The organism is Pedobacter sp., assembly GCF_031119335.1.
Taxonomy (GTDB): Bacteria; Bacteroidota; Bacteroidia; order Sphingobacteriales; family Sphingobacteriaceae; genus Pedobacter.
Map to the genome: position 1 here is coordinate 313,475 of NZ_JAVHXT010000003.1, position 18,855 is coordinate 332,329.

General features: G+C 36.9%; 15 protein-coding genes and 1 other RNA gene. 13 read left to right on the forward strand and 3 right to left on the reverse strand.

Translation table 11 applies throughout. From position 1 onward, the window contains the following. The first annotated feature begins 37 nt into the window (after positions 1-37). From aroA to REI64_RS05290, 10 genes are all read left to right on the forward strand, one after another. Positions 38-1,303 carry a 3-phosphoshikimate 1-carboxyvinyltransferase gene (aroA, locus tag REI64_RS05245; RefSeq protein WP_308849052.1) on the forward strand — a complete coding sequence of 422 codons (1,266 nt, stop codon included), beginning with the start codon at positions 38-40 and terminating at the stop codon, positions 1,301-1,303. Between the two features lie 145 nt (positions 1,304-1,448). Continuing rightward, complete coding sequence (gene aroC, locus REI64_RS05250; protein WP_308849053.1) at positions 1,449-2,546, forward strand: chorismate synthase; 1,098 nt, start codon at positions 1,449-1,451, stop codon at positions 2,544-2,546. 3 nt (positions 2,547-2,549) lie between these two features. After that, positions 2,550-3,161 carry a DUF1684 domain-containing protein gene (locus tag REI64_RS05255; protein WP_308849054.1) on the forward strand — a complete coding sequence of 204 codons (612 nt, stop codon included), beginning with the start codon at positions 2,550-2,552 and terminating at the stop codon, positions 3,159-3,161. 88 nt (positions 3,162-3,249) lie between these two features. Continuing rightward, the gene (locus REI64_RS05260) at positions 3,250-4,293 is read left to right on the forward strand and encodes a hypothetical protein (protein WP_308849055.1); all 1,044 of its coding nucleotides are present in this window, start codon (positions 3,250-3,252) and stop codon (positions 4,291-4,293) included. After that, the gene (locus tag REI64_RS05265) at positions 4,290-5,933 is read left to right on the forward strand and encodes a hypothetical protein (RefSeq protein WP_308849056.1); all 1,644 of its coding nucleotides are present in this window, start codon (positions 4,290-4,292) and stop codon (positions 5,931-5,933) included. The genes REI64_RS05260 and REI64_RS05265 overlap by 4 nt, the downstream gene beginning before the upstream one ends. Positions 5,934-6,083: 150 nt before the next feature. Further along, positions 6,084-6,647 carry a hypothetical protein gene (locus tag REI64_RS05270; protein ID WP_308849057.1) on the forward strand — a complete coding sequence of 188 codons (564 nt, stop codon included), beginning with the start codon at positions 6,084-6,086 and terminating at the stop codon, positions 6,645-6,647. Between the two features lie 5 nt (positions 6,648-6,652). Beyond that, a complete protein-coding gene (locus tag REI64_RS05275; RefSeq protein WP_308849058.1) occupies positions 6,653-7,447 on the forward strand; it encodes a hypothetical protein in 795 nt (264 codons plus the stop codon). 24 nt (positions 7,448-7,471) lie between these two features. Next, positions 7,472-7,936, forward strand: a complete 465-nt coding sequence (locus REI64_RS05280) for a hypothetical protein (RefSeq protein ID WP_308849059.1) — start codon at positions 7,472-7,474, stop codon at positions 7,934-7,936. A 40-nt stretch (positions 7,937-7,976) separates the two neighbouring features. Next, positions 7,977-8,720, forward strand: coding sequence for a DUF6498-containing protein (locus tag REI64_RS05285; protein ID WP_308849060.1), 744 nt, complete (start codon positions 7,977-7,979; stop codon positions 8,718-8,720). A gap of 65 nt (positions 8,721-8,785) precedes the next feature. Next, complete coding sequence (locus REI64_RS05290) at positions 8,786-9,535, forward strand: LytTR family DNA-binding domain-containing protein (protein ID WP_308849061.1); 750 nt, start codon at positions 8,786-8,788, stop codon at positions 9,533-9,535. A gap of 227 nt (positions 9,536-9,762) precedes the next feature. On the opposite strand, the gene REI64_RS05295 is transcribed toward REI64_RS05290, so the two are convergent. Then, positions 9,763-12,057 (reverse strand): ATP-binding protein, encoded by a 2,295-nt coding sequence (locus REI64_RS05295; protein ID WP_308849062.1) that lies wholly within the window; start codon positions 12,055-12,057, stop codon positions 9,763-9,765. A gap of 114 nt (positions 12,058-12,171) precedes the next feature. Further along, complete coding sequence (locus REI64_RS05300) at positions 12,172-14,595, reverse strand: thiamine pyrophosphate-dependent enzyme (protein WP_308849063.1); 2,424 nt, start codon at positions 14,593-14,595, stop codon at positions 12,172-12,174. A 129-nt stretch (positions 14,596-14,724) separates the two neighbouring features. Between REI64_RS05300 and REI64_RS05305 the strand changes: the two genes are divergently transcribed. The 3 genes from REI64_RS05305 to ssrA all read left to right on the forward strand — a co-directional run bounded on the left by REI64_RS05305 (position 14,725) and on the right by ssrA (position 17,309). Next, the gene (locus REI64_RS05305; RefSeq protein ID WP_308849064.1) at positions 14,725-15,117 is read left to right on the forward strand and encodes a DUF1573 domain-containing protein; all 393 of its coding nucleotides are present in this window, start codon (positions 14,725-14,727) and stop codon (positions 15,115-15,117) included. Positions 15,118-15,188: 71 nt separating this feature from the next. Beyond that, complete coding sequence (locus REI64_RS05310; RefSeq protein WP_308849065.1) at positions 15,189-16,388, forward strand: pyridoxal phosphate-dependent aminotransferase; 1,200 nt, start codon at positions 15,189-15,191, stop codon at positions 16,386-16,388. 551 nt (positions 16,389-16,939) lie between these two features. Beyond that, positions 16,940-17,309, forward strand: a transfer-messenger RNA (tmRNA) gene (ssrA, locus tag REI64_RS05315). A 106-nt stretch (positions 17,310-17,415) separates the two neighbouring features. On the opposite strand, the gene REI64_RS05320 is transcribed toward ssrA, so the two are convergent. Further along, positions 17,416-18,504 carry a hypothetical protein gene (locus REI64_RS05320; protein ID WP_308849066.1) on the reverse strand — a complete coding sequence of 363 codons (1,089 nt, stop codon included), beginning with the start codon at positions 18,502-18,504 and terminating at the stop codon, positions 17,416-17,418. Between the last annotated feature and the right edge of the window lie 351 nt (positions 18,505-18,855).

Sequence of the window (18,855 nt, forward strand, 5' to 3'; positions counted from 1 at the left end):
AGTCTTTAACCTATATCGACCTAATACCAACCAAACCATGCATAAAAATGCGATTGTTTCTTTTAAAGGAACACAAAATATACAAGCGGAAATACAACTAACAGGCTCAAAAAGCGAATGCAACAGAGCACTGATTATCAAATCGTTGAGCAAGAAATTGGTAAAAGTAGAAAACTTATCAAACGCTGCCGACACCGTTACCCTAAATGCTATCCTTTCTGATTTAGATACCTATGAGAATGATAGCACTATCGAAAAAACTGTAGATGTAGGTCCAGCTGGCACTGCCATGCGTTTTTTATCAGCCTACCTATCTGCTAAAAATGGAAACTTCCTACTAACAGGAACCGAACGCATGAAGCAACGTCCCATTGGGATTTTAGCTGATGCCTTGAAAGAAATTGGTGCAGATATCAGCTATGCTGAAAAAGAAGGCTTCCCTCCGTTGGCTATCAACGGCCCATTAGCTCAAACAAGTTCGCACATCAAAATAAAAGGAGACATTAGCAGTCAATATATTTCGGCTTTGCTGATGTTAGCTCCTACCCTTAAACAAGGTTTAACCCTAGAAATTGTTGGCGAATTAACCTCTAAACCATATGTAGAAATGACTTTGGCAATGTTAGCCGAATGTGGCATTTCGCACGAATGGAATGGAAATTTAATTACCATCAAACATCAAGAATTTAAGCCCTCTACGCTTATTGTTGAACCAGATTGGAGCGCCGCTTCTTATTGGTACAGCATTGTAGCTTTGGCAAAACAAGCACAAATTACCTTACCGCACCTGCGGGATAAAAGTTTGCAGGGAGATAGCCAAATCAAAACCATTATGGAGATTTTTGGCTTGAGTACTACTAAAACTGATAACGGAATAGCTTTTACAAAAGACCAAGCCATTAAAGACACCGATAAAGTTTTAGACTTAAAAACTTGCCCAGATTTGGCACAAACCATTGTAGTTGTTGCGGCTGCTTTGGGAATAAATATGGCTTTTACAGGTTTAGAAACCTTAAAAATAAAAGAAACCGACCGTGTTGCGGCATTGCAAAACGAGTTGGCAAAAATTGGCGTGAAGCTAAATGAAGATAACTTAGTTTACACTTTAGATTGCGCTGAACTTCATTTCCCTAAAAAGGTAAGCATCGCTACTTACGAAGACCACCGTATGGCAATGGCTTTTGCTCCTTTGGCTTTATTAATTGAGGAACTGGAAATTGAAGACTATAACGTAGTTGAAAAATCTTATCCTTATTTTTGGGAAGACTTAAAGAAGGTGGGATTTGAAATCAGTATTGCGTAATGCGATTTGCGTATTGCGACATTACCCATAACTAAACAAAATACAGCTAACGCTATTTGCGTGCTGCAATTAATAAACCAATAGACGAAACTGTATTGCACAAGAGTATCTCAATACTCAATACTCAATACTCAATACTATAAACATGGCAGGCAACTCATTCGGACAATTATTTCGCATTACAACTTTTGGTGAATCTCATGGTGTAGCCATAGGCGTTATTTTAGATGGATGTCCGGCAGGATTGGAGATAGATTTAGATTTCATACAATCGGAGCTAGACAAAAGAAAACCTGGTCAATCGAAAATTACTACTCAACGTAAGGAAAGCGATACCGTTCAAATTCTTTCTGGAACTTTTGAAGGAAAAAGCACAGGAACGCCAATTGCGATGTTAATTCCAAACGAAGACCAGCGAAGTAAAGATTACGGGCACAATGTGGATGTTTACCGTCCAAGCCATGCAGATTACGTTTACGATGCCAAATACGGCATTCGCGACCATCGTGGTGGCGGGCGTTCTTCGGCAAGAGAAACCGCAGCTAGAGTAGCCGCTGGCGCAGTTGCAAAATTGTTGTTAAAGCATCATGGCATTAATATTTTTGCTCACGTTACAGCAGTTGGAAAAATAAACGCACCTATTTTAGGAAGCGATAACATTGCTGAATTATTGGAATTAAGAGAAGCTAATATTGTTCGTTGCGCCGACCCTGCAACAGCAAACGAAATGATTGAATTTATCGACAGCGTTCGTAAAGATGGTGATACTGTTGGTGGTAAAGTTTCTTGTGTGATAAAAGGATGTCCTGCGGGTTTAGGAGAACCAGTTTTTGATAAACTACATGCAGATTTAGGCAAAGCAATGCTGAGCATCAATGCGGTTCATGGCTTTGAATATGGTTCTGGCTTTGAAGGTACTGAATTAAGGGGTTCTGAGCATAATGATGTCCCATTACCAAAATCTCAAGAAGAAAATCAATTTAAAACCATTACCAACCACGCTGGCGGTATTTTAGGTGGCATTTCTAACGGAATGGATATTACTTTTAAAGTGGGTTTTAAACCTGTAGCTACCATTATGCACAATCAACAGACAATTAATGCTGCTGGCGAAGCTTCGGAGATTAAAGGCAAAGGTCGTCATGATCCATGTGTAGTACCAAGAGCTGTGGTAATTGTAGAAGCAATGGCTGCTTTGGTTTTGGCAGATCATCTGTTAAGGAATAAATCTTCTAAATTGTAAAAAATGTATCGGTATTTAACGTTGTTGATGTTTTTGGTAAGCAGCACTTGCTTCGCACAGTCTTTTAAGGAACAAATTGCTACACACCGCGAGCACTACAAAGCAGATTTTGTAAATAGCGAACGTGCACCACTAAAAGAACCTGATTTAAAATATCTTCAATTTTACGATGCCGATAGCACTTACAAAATAGACGCAAAAGTTACCCTGCTAGAAGGTGAAAAAGCCTTTAAAATGCCAACTTATGCAGGCACCACTGCAGACTATATCCGCTATGCGAAACTGACATTTGAGTTAAAGGGCAAACCTGTACAGTTAACTTTATACAGAAACATTGCCTTAGCTGCCAATGCTGCTTACAAAGATTATTTATTCTTACCTTTTACCGACCAAACCAACAACAAAGAAACTTACGGAGGTGGTCGTTACATCGATTTAAAAACTACCGCTATTGTAGATGGGAAGTTAGAACTCGATTTCAATAAAGCATACAATCCATATTGTGCTTACAGCGATGGTTACCGCTGCCCTATTCCGCCAGAAGAAAATGATTTACAATTGGAAATTAAAGCTGGTGAGAAAAAATATACAGGCGAGAAAAAGAAACGAATTTAGTCACTATTTTCAATATCAGTAATTATAGGTATTCCTTTCTTTCGTAGAATTGTCGATTTTAGTTCTTCAACTACAAAAGAAAAGCGATATGCAAAATCTGTTAAAATATTGGCAGTGCCTACTTCTTATTTACCCGCTGTTACTAGGTTGTCCTGGTAAAAAAACTGATCCCGAACCAGAAAAACAACCTACTGCCCAAGAAGTAATGGCCGATTGGTCCAAAGAGGTTAGTTTTACAAAAATCACTGTTTCATCTGGAACTTGGAGCTATAAAGACATCGTTTTCAACAACGGAAATGCCGCTCTTTTAGATAACGATAATAGGATTTTCTTCTCTTATGATAATGGCGTTACTTGGACCGAACGCGTAAAAATCTCTGGTAATACACTGCAAAGTATAGCCCTAAAACCCGATGGAGAAAAGCTATTTATTGGAGGTATTAGTTTAGGGCCATACACTTTCGGAGCTAAATTTTGGGTTTATAACACGCCAAAAAATGGAACTGTAAGCTTAGATTACAACGGCGAAGCCATAACAGCTCAACTCAATGACCCTATTAACCACGATTTTCAGCGTACACAATGGAATGGTGATGGTGCTGTATACGCTAGCTTTGGTCGCAGCAATAAAATGGATGGCTTTTTCGGCAACATTACTCCCGATGGAAGAAAGATTTTTACTCGACGAACTCCTTCCTTTTCTCGTATAAACGATAAAAACCCTACCCAAGCACCATCACACTGTGCCGGGTTTTACATCAAGAACAATAGCGAAACCACCATTCTTTGCGCTTACGAGTATATTCCATCTGGAATGACCAATGTACTTACTCCCTACCAATCCGACACAAAAGGTAGTGGTAACAGTTGGCTAAATCTTTCTCTTTACTGGAAAGCCGATTTGGTGTACCACATTGGGCAAGACCTCACAGGAAAACATGCTGTATACGTATCGCAAGCCAATAGGCTGTTTTATGATGGAAAGCACCTCATTAACCATAAAAACCTACAAGGCGAACTGCAATGCGCTTCTATAGACAATAATGGCTATTTGTGGGTTGGTACGAGTAACGGTTTATACAAAGCCACTAAAAAAATGCCCGATTTACCTAAAACCGTATTCGATAAATGAAAACGATAACACTTTCTCTTCTACTTCTTGGCTGCTTGTCAAACATACAGGCACAACAGTTATTTGTATCAGCTAACAGTAAGTTTAGCAGCGTTGACCCTGGTATAAGCGATGGTAAAAAATTTATAGTAAAAGCAGGAAAATACGAGCAAATTTATACCACAAAGAGTTGTTTTATAGCTGTAGATAAAAATGGAGAAATTGATTTGCTTGATAGGAATACAGCAAAAAAAATTGGACAACAACGTTACAGATTCGAAGATGGTTTTGCTTGGAATATTAAAAAAACTGTGGGAAGTCAACATTTAAAGCAATATGAACATCGATTTTATATCCTTCGTAACCAAAATAGCGAATACAAAAAATATGCTTTGTACAACTTAGATATGAATCCTATAACCGACTTTGTTTACGATGGCATTTATGGAGACAGACAGCATTCTTCTAAAAAAATAGCACTAGAACGTTTAATTATTAAGAAGGACGATAAGTTTGGTATAATGTTAGAAAACGGAACGGTACTTATTGAGCCTAAGTATAAAGCATTAAAAAAGGCAAGTGTATTAGTAGACGATATACATGATGTTTTTGAGGTAATGAACCCTGAAAAACCCAACGAATTACTGTACTACATTCACCCTGACGACAAAATTGCATATGGCGCCAATGCTTTAAAGTTCTTTCGAGTATCAAGCAATGAGTTTAATTTAAAAGAGGCCATGAATTACCTATTAAGTAATCTAAATAATTTAAAGCCTGAAGACAAGTCTGTAATAGGTTTTATAAATATTTCGCCCTTTCATACCAAAACACCAAATAACGACGAAGGTTTTGAATGGCTTGTAAAAGCATATAAAGAAAAACAAACTTATTATACAGCACAAAAATTAGCTTACTTTTTAGATAGAGAAAAGCAATATGTAAGTTACTTAGAGCAGTCTGATTTTTATATCGAATTATTAAAATACTTATCGAATTTTAGTAATGCTTATGCTTATAAATTAGGAGATGCATACGCTTATGGTAAAGGTGTAAATAGAGATGTAGATAAAGCCATTGAATACTATACTAAAACCACAAATACATCAGAAAATGTGTTGTATGACGCTACTGTTACTAGCGCATTTGGCGAGTTAGCTAAGCTGTATAATGAAAAAAGTGATGTTAAAAATAGAGACAGAGCCTTATTATGGTACATGAGAGGTGGTAGAAAAGACAATCCACTAACCGGAAAAACATTTGCCAACAGATTAAGTGTTGGACAAGTAGTTAGCTACCAAAACAAACCAGCTGCTATTGCTGCCATAACACTAGATGGGGTTATCCTAAGTGATGGACGAAAAATACCTGCAACATCAACAGAATATACTATTTTAAATACCAGTAACGCTAACTATTTGGTAAAATGCAAGTATTGTTATGGTATCGGTAAGGTTACACGTACTTATAAAAATGTAACTACCTATTTACCTACCCACACCACAAAAGAATATATTGCTGGTTCTTCTATAACTGGACCTCAAATTAAAACTACAACTACTGGTGGTCCTATTACACAAGATATACATGTAGAAGGGCAATGTTCTCGTTGTAATGGCACTGGAAAAATAATACCCGCCAGTAGTTTAGAGAGAAATTAATACAATAACAACTTATGGAAGTGTTAATATTTATATAGCTGCTAAAATTAATTATACCAGCATAGATTATTACATCAATTTTAAAAATATAGTTAAACCAGCCATTTAACAAAGTCTTTTTAACGAAACCTTATATGATAAATACTTAGCATGAACACCAGCTACACCTTTAAAAAATCGGCATTCGAGAAAATACAACATTGGGAACTAACCGATAACGGACTCTCGTTTAAGCAAGAAGGCAAGACTGATGCACTCATCCCCTACCAATGTATTTCTACCATAAGGATGCAATACAAGCCTTTTCGATACAGAACCTATAACTACAGTTGTATCATATCAACGGGAACTAGCTCGGTCGAACTGTTTTCTACCAGTTACGAAGGCTTTGCCGATTTTAGCGATTTAAGAGAAACCTACACTCCATTTGTAAAAGAGTTGGTAAAAACAGTTCAAGAAAATAATCCAAACTGCATTATCCAAGTTGGACAAACTTCTAGCGTGTTTTACGGCACTTTAGCCCTCAATATCTTTCTATTATTTGTGCTATTAGGACTAGTTTATTTCATTCCTATACAAGGCAGTATGTCTATCGTTATTAAGCTAGTACTTGTTGGTTACTATTTCTTTTACGTGGTAAAATCTTTCAAAAAGAACAAACCTAAACAAGCTACAAGCAGCGAAATTCCAAACGAAGTTTTACCCTCATTTTAAAACAGATGAAGAAACTATACTATTTATCAATTTTACAATTCCTATTCCTTAGCACGTTCGCCCAGCATCACCTTATTGTAGGAGTAAACGGTACACAGCACGACATTAAAACAGCAAAGCTGAATAACTTTGTGAGCACCTTTAACAGCTATTACCAAGCCAACGGATTTGTTCCACTTACAGATTTTTCGTCGAAAATGCGTGGATTAGGTTTTAGTACTGGCTATCGCTTGATGGGCAAAGAAGGGTTTAATTTAGGTATGATTTACGTGTTCAGCAAAAATGGACAAGACAATAGCACCACACTAGCTACAAAATCTGGCTACGATTTTAATTATCGGGCAAAAAACCACGACTTTATTTTCGAGTTAGGTTATAATATCGGAGGTATTTTTACCATCAACGGTGTTTTTGGCATGGGTATACGTGGCAACGATATGGAAGTTTGGAAAGTTTACGCCAACGGCGATAGAAGTTTTGGCTACGAAAACGATATTACAGGCCACTACAAAACCAATTCTTTTACTATGGACTATGGCGGTTCTGTAGGTTTAAAACTTTGGAAATTCTACGTACCCATTCGTGTAACCTATGGCTCTGCCCTATTTAACAAAGGCGAAAGCGTACTAATGGATTACAGTACCAATCGTTATCGTAGCAATGAATTTCCGCATGATTTTAAACAATGGATAGGTTCTAACACTACCTACGACGAAACCAACAGTATTGGTCAAAATGAATTTGTAGGTATGAAAATAAGTGTTGGTTTAGAATTTATGATACCACTAGGAAAAAAATGATTGAATTACTAATGAACTAACAAAATGAAAAAAATATACTTTTCTATTTTAGCAATAAGTCTTTTACTTAGCATTTACGGCTGTAAAAAAGAAAGCTATCGCATTGGCGATAAAATGCTTGGCGAATGGAATATCGATGTTTACCGTCGTTCTGAAATTAAAGCCGATGGCACCGAAACCATTACCAAAGACGAAAAAAATGTTGGTCACTGGCGCTTTTATAGTAACTCTAGCACCAAAAGCATTGTAGATTACGACTTCTCCTACACGGGTTCTCCGGCTGCAAGTATAACCGGTGGCGTTATCTTTATTTCTGAAGAAGGCAAGCGTATGATTTTACCAAATTTCAAATGTAAAGGTATTGGCTGTGATGAAGCTTACACCATTCAAGAATTTTCTGGCAGAAAAATGGTAATAGAACAATACTCGCCACAAACCAATACAGACCAATTGGTTTATAAACTGAGAATGGAGTTGAGTAAAAAATAGCAGTAAAATCCATCTACAGTAAATTTTTAGCTTAATGCCCATGAGTAAATACAAATGGCTTATGCCTAATGTAAACAACCTTTTAATATGGATGATGTCTATCATTATGCTATTAGGTGTACTTGTTTTTAACTGGCAGGCCGAAACCATACTGATCACTTACTTTTTTGAAACCATCATTATTGGCTTCATTCACATTTTTAAATTGCTAGCTACTTTTCTATTCAGTAAATCAGCCTCAACTGAAACAGGTAAGCACAAAACGTCAGATATTTTTCAAATTCCATTTTTTATATTCCACTATTTCTTTTTCATATTCATTCAGTCGACCTTTGTTTTTATGTACCTCAGTTTTTTCATAAAAGGTATTAAAGACGACATTAATGTTTTAAAAAACTATCATTTTTTGCTTCAACAGCAAGATATGCAAATGGCTTTTATAAGTCTATCGTTATTTAGTGTGGCTATGGCATTAAAAAATTTCTTTTTACCTAAACGTTTTTTACATACCAACGTTAAAAAACTATTCATGCAACCCTACCTACGTATATTTATACAACAGTTTGTTACCATAATAGCAGGTTTTGGAATTTTAATTTTCAACATGCCCATAGCTTTGGCAGTGTTACTCATCGTAACACGATTGGTAGTAGATTTGGCTTTGCAAGAAGCTGCAAAAAATGAAGAATTCAAAAAGATTTTTGTCAAATATCTAGCACAATCGCAAAACGAAAAAGAAATAAAAAAAGTAGAAAAACAAGTTGAAACTTTTTTGAACGAATAGTTTGGATAAAACATCCTTCTATAAATAAGTTCAAAATATCTACGAATACACTATATTTAGCAGATATGAAGATTAACTGCTTGATCATAGACGATAATGAAATCGAAAGAGATTTGTTAGAAACTTACTTACGCAAATTTAGCGAACTTGAAATTGTTGCTATTTGCGAAGATGGGATACAAGCACTAGAAGTACTGAGAAATCAAAAAGTAGACCTTGTTTTCTCAGATATAGATATGCCAGACCTATCGGGTATCGATTTACTGAAGAACATCAAAAATGCACCAGCATTTATTTTTGTAACCTCACATTTAGAACATGCTGTAGAGAGCTTCGAACTTGATGCCTTAGATTTTATTGCCAAACCTTTAAGTATGGAAAGATTAACGAAATCAGTTAATAAGGCTTTAGATTACCTACACTTGAAAATTAGGGCTAATGGCGAGATTACAGATAAGTTAGCGGACAGTGAAGGCATTTTTTTCATCAAAGAAACTAAAGGATACACACGCCTAAACTACGATGAAATAGTTTACATTGAAAGTTTGGGAGATTTCTCCAAACTCTTTACCCCTCATGGCGTGCATATCACTTTAATAAACCTAAAAAATCTGGAGCACCAACTCCCTAATTATTATTTTAGGATCCACAAACAATATATTGTCAATTTCAATAAAATCGTAAGCGTAAATACTCACGAAATTTTACTAGAAAACGATTATAAAGCTCCTTTAAGTCCTTCCTATCGGGATCAAATTCTCTCAGTAATTAACCAAAGAACCTTAATTAGAACCAAAAGAAAAGATCTTAATTAATTTCTCATTTAAAGGCGACGTAGTTTGATCACATCTTGATAAACATATATGCCAAAATTCATTAAGAATTTCCAAAAACTTTTACTTTTAAGATGTTTCATCGAGGTATGCGTTATCTAATTTCACATCCAAATTAGGCGAAAAACCTTAAGCATTTTTTGCTAGTCGATGAAAGTATCATTTTAATATATGAAAGTATATGATGGGTATACGAAGAAATAATTGTGCTAAACCAAAGGCAAGCAAAAAGTAAAAATAGTACCTTTTGGCTGGTTAGTTGTCACAGTTAATTTAGCTGTCATCAAATTAGCGAATGATTTGCACAAAGTTAACCCTAAACCTGTTCCTTTTTCTTTGTTTGTACCTAAAGTGGTTTCCCCAAGTTGGTTTACATCAGTATTGAAGGCTTGAATTTGTGTTGCACTCATGCCTATTCCAGTATCACTAATGGTTACACAAACTTTATCAGCTTTTTCTGCCAAATCAATCGTTATAATCCCTTCTTTGTCCGTAAACTTAATAGCGTTGTTAAGGATATTTCTTATGATAAGCGAAGTCATATTCTCGTCTGCAATAGCACTGTAATTAGATATTGGTTGATAGCTAATATTAATTCTCTTTTGCTGTGCCTCTGCTTGTAAGGCATCAACTGCCGATTGTACTACATTCGCAACATTAATAACTACTGGATTTGGTTTAAAGCCCTGCATCTGGCTGTAAGCCCAATTCAATAGATTTTCCATCATGGCCGAAGTGTAACCTAAAGAGTTTTTAAGATTTGCTGCATATCTTTTCAGCTTTTCCTCACTTACATCTCCATTCTCTAATAGATTGATGAAAGAAATAAGCGAATTTACTGGTGTACGCATATCATGACTTACTACGCTGAAAATTCTATCTTTTACCTTAGCTAAACTCTCCAGTTCTTCCTTCTGTAATAACACGAGCTTATTTAGCTTCGCGGTTTTACGCTGCGCTTGATAAACGTAAATTGAAGCAGTTAATAAAACTACTGCTAAAACACCAAAAAATATCGAGAAATTTCGATTGAGCTTGATTTCATTTTCCTTGATCAGAAGTTGCTGATCTGCTTGTTCTTTCTGCAGTTTTGCACCCAACCTTTGTTGTTTTAATTGGTTTTCCCGCTGGATTTTTTCACGCTCTAGGTTAGCCTGCTTTTGTAAGAAGCTTAACCTTTGGATATTCTTCTCTTTATCGCTAAGTGCTAGTTGTTGTTGCTTTAAAAGCAATTGTTGTTGTCGCTCTTTCACCAATAACACCTGTTTATCTAATGCTAAATTAGTAAGCTGCTGTTTGGTTTGATAATCTTTTTCCTTAACCGAAAAATCAAGCTGCATTTGCTTACGGGTAATCTCTTTCTCCTTCTCCTGATTAAAAATTTGTTCCTTAAATGAAATAAAGCTTCTAAAATTCTTTAATGCATCTGTAAATCTGCCATTCTTCTCATCTAGAGTAGTAAGTGCTAAATAACCATCTCTTTGCAGGCTTAAAATCTTATTTTGATTACCTATTTCGATAACTTCTTTAAGTAAAGGTTCGGCTTCAAGGTAAAGATCTTGGGCAATGTAAAAATTGGCTAGGCTTAACACACTTGATGCATATTCCTTTTTAGCAGTTGTATTCGCATAATAATCAACAGATTTCTGATAACTTATCTTGGCCAGTTCCTTATTGCCTATAGCTTTATAGATATCTCCCTTAGTCTGATAAATACTACCTTTTAGAGAGAAATTATCATCAACTTTCTCTGCATATTTCATAGCTTGGTCAAGGTTCCATAACGCTTTATCAAAATTTTCTGACTTAGCTACTTGAAGTTTTTTAAGATCTTCATCAGTAGCACTGAAATAAGCATCGCCTAAGTTGGCGTAGCATAAAGCAATTCCATACTCATTACCTTCAATATTTTTAAATATTTTTAATGCTTTATCTAAATACAGAATGGCACTGTGATACTGTTTCAAACCGGTGTATACACTCGAAATATTTACATAACAACCTCCTACGCTGCCAACATCCTTAATTTCCGTGAAAACATCAACCGCTTTAAAGTTGGCATCCAAAGCTTTTGAATAATCTGGAATATTGGCATACATTGCACTCAAATTCTGATAAATACCACCAATCCATTCCTTATCATTTAATTCAGTAAATTTCTCTAGCGCTTTTCGGTAGTATTCTTCAGCTATAAAGTACCTACTAAAAGTATGGTGATAAAATCCAATTCTGTAGTAAGCATCAGCGATAAAAGTTGGCTTATTTAATTTTTTAGCGAGGGCTATGGTTTTTTCGATATAAATATTGACTTCAGTTGCTTTATTCAACCTCATGTAATTTCTATACAACTGGTTATAGCGAGTTAGTTTTAAAGAATCTTCAATTTGGTGTTTAACATTTAATTCTAATATACTGTCGATCTTTTTTTGAGGATTACTTGATTGAGGCCAAACAAAATTGGAGTAAATACATAGCAAGAAAGCTAGCGACAAGAGAGACTTCATTTAGGAAAAGAAAAGTAGTTCGATTTAGCCTCTAATATACAGAAAGATAGCGTGTAGAAAACAGAAAAGGCGACAAATATCGCCTTTTCTGTAAAATCAATTCAAAATTATAGATCAATATAATTTAGGATACCTATCTGGATTAGTTTCATTCATCATTGCATAAGCAATTTCAATAATATCATCTACAGATGGCTTTGCAAAATAGTCACCATCAGAACCATAAGGCGGACGATGCGCTTTCGCTGCCAAAGTTTGAGGTTTACTATCCAACAAATAATAACCTTTTTGTACTTCTAAGATTTGTTGCAAGATATAAGCACTTGCACCACCCGGCACATCTTCATCAACCACCAAAAGCTTATTTGTCTTTTGCAACGATGCAGCACACAACTGATCTAAATCAAATGGAAGCAATGTTTGTACATCAATAACTTCTAGTTCAATTCCAAAAGCTGCTAATTCTTCAGCTGCCTCTTCCACCAGCCTTAAAGTAGAACCATAACTAACCACAGTAATATCTGTTCCAGCTTTAATTATTTCGGCTTTGCCCAATGGTACGGTAAACTCACCCACATTATCAGGCAGTTTTTCTTTCAAACGATAACCATTCAAGCATTCTATCACCAAAGCAGGTTCATCAGATCTGAACAAAGTATTGTACATACCAGCAGCCTGGGTCATGTTACGTGGTACACAAATGTGCATTCCTCTTAATGAACCTAAAATCATGCCCATTGGAGAGCCAGAGTGCCAAATACCTTCTAACCTGTGTCCTCTACTTCTAATAATTAAGGGTGCTTTTTGCCCCGCTTTTGTTCGGTAAGACAAAGTTGCTAAATCATCACTTAAAACGGTGATGGCATATAATAGATAATCTAAATATTGAATTTCGGCAATTGGCTTTAAACCTCTCATTGCCAAACCAATACCCTGTCCTACAATCGTTGCTTCTCTAATACCAGCATCAGTAACCCTTAAATCGCCGTACTTAGCTTGCAAACCTGCAAATCCCTGATTTACATCGCCAATGGCACCTAAATCTTCTCCAAAAGCTAGCAACCTAGAATCTCTGGCAAAGTTAGCATCAAAACAAGCGTTTAATATCTCCCTACCATCTAACATTTTGCTGGTTTCATTGTATTGAGCCGCAACGGTGTTAACATTGAAAGGACTTTCTATTCCTTCTGTGTGAAGTTTAGAGTTATATAATTCGGCAAATACCGAAGTTTTATCTTCGTACCATTTAATTAAAGTACTTCTATCTGTAGATGGTAAATTCACACTTAAACGTATGGCTTTTCTTGCAGCAGAAACCACTTCCTTACGCAAAGCATCATGCGTAGAAGCTAACTGCGCTGCAATTTTAGTTAGTGTAGGATTTCCATTAGCCAAATTGTTGATCATCCGCACCACATCTGCCTGCTCTTGTTTAATCGAATCTAAAAACTCATTCCAAGCTTCTTTCTGCACTTCTTTAACATACTTTTTAGCACTCTCCTCTAGCTCGTCAAGTTCTTCTTTAGTTGCAATAGCAGATTCAAGCATCCAATCACGCATCTTCACAATGCAATCGTGTTCCTTTTCCCAAGCTAAACGTTCTTTGCTTTTATAACGTTCGTGAGAACCCGAAGTAGAATGGCCTTGTGGTTGCGTTACCTCGGTTACGTGAATTAAAACTGGTACGTGCTCGTTTCTGCAAACCTCAATAGCTTTAATGTAAGTTTCGCATAAAGCGGGATAATCCCAGCCTCTTACCTTGAAAATCTCGTAACCGTTAGTACCTTCTTCACGCTGAAATCCTTTTAGTACCTCAGAAATATCTTCTTTTGTAGTTTGATATTTTGCAGGAACGGAGATACCATAGCCATCATCCCAAACGGAAATTGCCATTGGCACTTGCAGTACGCCTGCCGCGTTAAAAGCCTCGAAAAACACCCCTTCAGAAGTAGAAGCATTACCTATAGTACCAAAAGCAACTTCATTTCCATTAATAGAGAAGTTTTTTAAATAATCGAGTTCTTTATTTTGCTTGTAAAGTTTTGATGCATAAGCTAAACCCAACAAACGAGCCATTTGACCACCTGTGGTAGAAATATCTGCAGAGCTATTTTTTACTTCTGTTAAATTTTTCCAGCTACCATCTTCATTTAGGGAACGTGTAGCAAAATGCCCATTCATTTGTCGCCCAGCCGATGCAGGATCTGCATTAACATCTGGATTAGCATATAATTGTGCGAAAAATTCTTTAATGGTCGAAATTCCAGTAGCGAAGGCAAAAGTTTGGTCTCTGTAGTAACCAGCACGCCAATCGCCTTTTCTAAACATCTTGGCCATAGCTAATTGAGGAACCTCTTTCCCATCGCCAAAAATGCCAAACTTGGCTTTGCCTGTTAACACTTCCTTTCGCCCTAACAAACTCGCCTGACGGCTTTCTACAGCAATTCTGTAATCGTTTATTACGATGTCTTTAAAAGCATCAAAACTTAGTTCTGAAGCGTCTATCTCATTGGTAATAACTTTCCCGGCTGACCTCATAAGCTACAAGTTGGTTAAGGCGCAAAGATACAATTCTTTCTTACTTTGACTTAAGTATAGCGGCAAATAATATTTGGAATACTTTTTGTTTTAAACTATAAACACTAAATTTGTTCAAACACAAAAATTATGAAAAAGTTACTTTTAATGTTAGTCGCAGTTGTTGGATTAGGCCTAGCTGCCAATGCACAAACTAAACCAGCCGAGTTTAAGTTTGAGACTGAGACTCACGACTTTGGTAAAATAAAATTAGACCAAGCAGTTAGTTACACTTTCAATTTTACTAACGAAGGTGAAGCGCCATTAATTATATCTAAAGTAGAGCCAACTTGCGGTTGTACTGTAGGCGAATACACACAAACACCTGTTAAAAAAGGGGAAAAAGGTTTCATAAAAGTTACAGTAAAGAAATCAGGATCGCCACTACCATTTAATATGGCAGTAACAGTTACTTCTAACGCAAGAACTACCACTAAAGTGCTTTATTTAAAAGGCGAAACCGTAGCAAATGCAACAAAATAGGTAGTTTCTATCCAATTAAATATTTTTCTGAGAACCTCGTTATTACAACGGGGTTTTCTTATTTTTGTGCCATGCCAAAAATATCAGAAAAAGGGCTTCAAATGCCCGCTTCGCCAATTAGAAAACTAACTCCGTTTGCCGATAAAGCTAAAACCGACGGAAAAAAAGTATATCATTTAAATATCGGTCAGCCAGATATTGAAACCCCAGAAGGAATGTTAAACGCCATTAAAAACATTGATTTTAATGTTTGGGCTTACACACCATCTGAAGGAACATTGGCTTACAGACAAAAACTAACCGAATATTATAACAAATTAGGTTATAACATTACACCAGAAAACATCTTGGTAACAGTTGGTGGCTCTGAAGCCATCACTATCGCTATGCAAACTTGCGTAAACGAAGGCGATGAAATTATCATCCCGGAACCTTTTTACGCAAACTACAATGGTTTCGCCTGTATGAGCAACGTGGTGGTTAAACCAATTCTATCTTACATTGAAAATGGTTTTGCGCTACCTCCTATCGCCGAGTTCGAGAAATTGATTACCAAAAAAACCAAAGCGATTATCATCTGTAACCCAAACAACCCAACGGGTTATTTATATTCAAGAGAAGAGTTAGAAGCTCTAAAAGAACTTTGCGTTAAATACGATTTGTTCTTATTCTCTGACGAAGCTTACCGCGAATTCTGTTACGACGGCCGTGAGTTTATCTCGCCAATGCACTTAGATGGATTGGATGAAAACGTAGTGATTATGGATACCGTTTCTAAACGTTATAGCGCTTGTGGTGCTCGTTTAGGCTGTTTAATCACCAAAAACAAGCAAGTAATTGCTTCGGGACTGAAGTTTGCGCAAGCTCGTTTAAGTCCGGGTATGGTAGAGCAAATTGCTGGTGCAGCTGCTGTAGATACGCCTGATAGCTATTTCGAGGCAGTAAACAAAGAATACACCCTGCGTAGAGATACTTTGGTAAATAGATTAAACAATATTGATGGTGTTTTCTGCCCTAACCCAGGTGGTGCGTTTTATGTAGTGGCTAAATTCCCAATCGACGATGCTGATAAATTCTGTCAGTGGATTTTGGAAAGCTTCGAACATAACAATTCTACCGTGATGATGGCTCCTGCTACAGGTTTCTATTCGTCTGCTGGGTCTGGCAAAAATGAAGTGCGTATGGCATACGTGCTAAATGTTGATAATTTAAATGCAGCTATGGATTGTTTAGCGCTGGCATTGCAACAATATCCGGGAAGAACTGTTTAGTTCGTTCTTAATGAAAAAGATTAGCCATTCCGTAAAGGGGTGGCTTTTTTATGTCATAAGGTTTTTATCTGAAGCGCAATTACAGCTTTTCATTTTATTGGTAGTCCCGCTTTTTGCTACTGCCGATAAAATCGGCATCCACTTCAATCGGGGCTAGCTTGCAAAACCTGTGCTAATGGCTACATGAGGGGCTGCTAACCCAAAAGCTTTGCCTTTAAAAAATAAACCCGACTTAGCGAGAAAGCCCGCAATCCCGATTTTATCCTATCGTGTGGACACATCTCATTCCTCCCCCTTGAATCCCCCTCCAAAGGGGGACACATAGCGCTTAAGCATTTTGCATATCCCCCTCTTCGAGGGGGCAGGGGGAGGAAAATGGCATTTGCTAATATTTGTGTCCACACGATAGGATTTTATCGGGAGAGGACTTGATATTATCACTGCTTTACTAATATTTCTTGTTACCGCAGCTAGATTGGCATTTTATTTGTACTTTTGTAATCGCTTTGGCAGGGTTGGTTAATTGTTAACTGTAAACTACCAATAGAAATGGGGCTGTTCCTGGATTTGACAGGGTGGCGCTAAGTATGTAAGCATGCAGTGCGTTGTACGGTGAGCACTTTAAAGAGAACGTTCAAAACAATAATTGGCGAAAATAACTACGCCTTAGCTGCCTAATTTAGAATTACGCAAGCTTTTGTCTCGCTAACTGCCGCATAGTTAGGTTAGCATCAGAGGCATCGATATAACCATGCTAGCTTTTGTAGAGGTACGATACAATTGCGAAACAAAGTACCTAAGGATGTTGTTAAGGTCGGTTTCCAGCCCGACGCATCTCGAAAACTAATTGGAAAATAAGCACGTAGAAAGCATAATTTATCACACAACTGGACAAGGGTTCGACTCCCTTCAGCTCCACTAGAAAAGTCTATCACCTAAAGTGATGGACTTTTTATTTTATAGCATTTTTACAGCAAAAAAGCCCGCAGCGTAGTGCTACGAGCTTATTGATGTTCGTTAATTCTAATTACCTTTTAGCTACAACAGGTTGGGTATGTGTAATCGCTCCATCTTTATCTACCTGTGCTACCCTAATATAAGTCGCTTTACCTGCCCTACTGCCATCTTCCAACCCTTGAAAACCATCATTATCTTTGGCGCAAGCTACTACCATAGATACCACTACGATCAACATCCCCACCCTCATTAGTCTGTTTCTAACAGCAGGCAACAATAATAAGCCTAGCAAACCAAAGCCTGCCAATATGGTATCGCCCCATTGTCTAGAGAAACTGTAAGCAATTTTCACAGACGAGTTGCCCCCGGGCGCTTTGGTAGCTACCGTTCCTAAATCCATCCAGGTTTTACCATCACTAGAACCTTGTACAACAAACTTGTCATTATCTTTTTCGCTAACAGTATTCCAGTCTACAATTAAATTTCCACCTTGAATTTTAGCCGACAATCCCTCAAAAGCAACAGGAAGTGTTCCCGTAGGCGCTGCAACAGCATAATAAATTCGATAATCTACACCAACACCTAAGTTAATCAATGATGGATTGAATACAATTTCAACTTCATCAAATGGCTGTGAGGCAGTAAAATATACATCTACAGGAACGTTTGGTGTAGTTAAAAGTGAAAGTCCAATTAAGCTCGAACCAGGGGCTGTTTGTCTTAGCACACCACCTTCGTAGGTTTGGATTGAAAAACTATCCCCCAGCACATTTAGTCCAATAAGCTGGCTCGTTGCTATCCTGAAGCCAGCTTGGTGCCCTATTGGAGCAGAACTACCTCCTGTATTTAATCTAGCACGTATAGAATAGTTTTGATTTTCGCAGCCTATTGGTAAACTTACTAGGCCAGAAATTTGAGCGTAGTTGGTCAGGTCTGCATCAGCCACATTTTGTCCATCGGTTAGTGTTGGTACAACACAGCTAGATCCGCTAGGTGTTATAATAGAAAAGTTGCCTGCGGGCGTTGCAAAATTTGAATAAAAGGTTTGCGCCCATGCGGTTGAAAATGATGCCAATAATATGAATGCCAACATAACCATTTTAAATTTATTAATGTTAACTGGCATTTGTTTTTCGTTTTTTAAAATAAGAGTTTGCATAAGAGATCAGATTAAAGTGAATATTTTTTATGACCTCACAGGAAGATGGATACAGAAAGATTTTTGATATTTAAGCGAATAGATCGATCAAAAACCAAATGCGCCAATATTAAGGTGCTAAGGGCCGAATACTTATGAAAAAGAATAATCTATACATGATTTTGTTATTAATTTTTGGTTAATCTGATAACAAATCATTTTTACAAATTGGAGACACTGCACCCTAAAATCAGGTACAAAAAGCATCAAATCTGGTATTTATTCTTGTAAGTTGTAACTTTTACGCATTTTTTCTAGCAGGAATAGACAGTATAAATACCCACTTCTTTTAAGAAAATAGCACTTTTACGT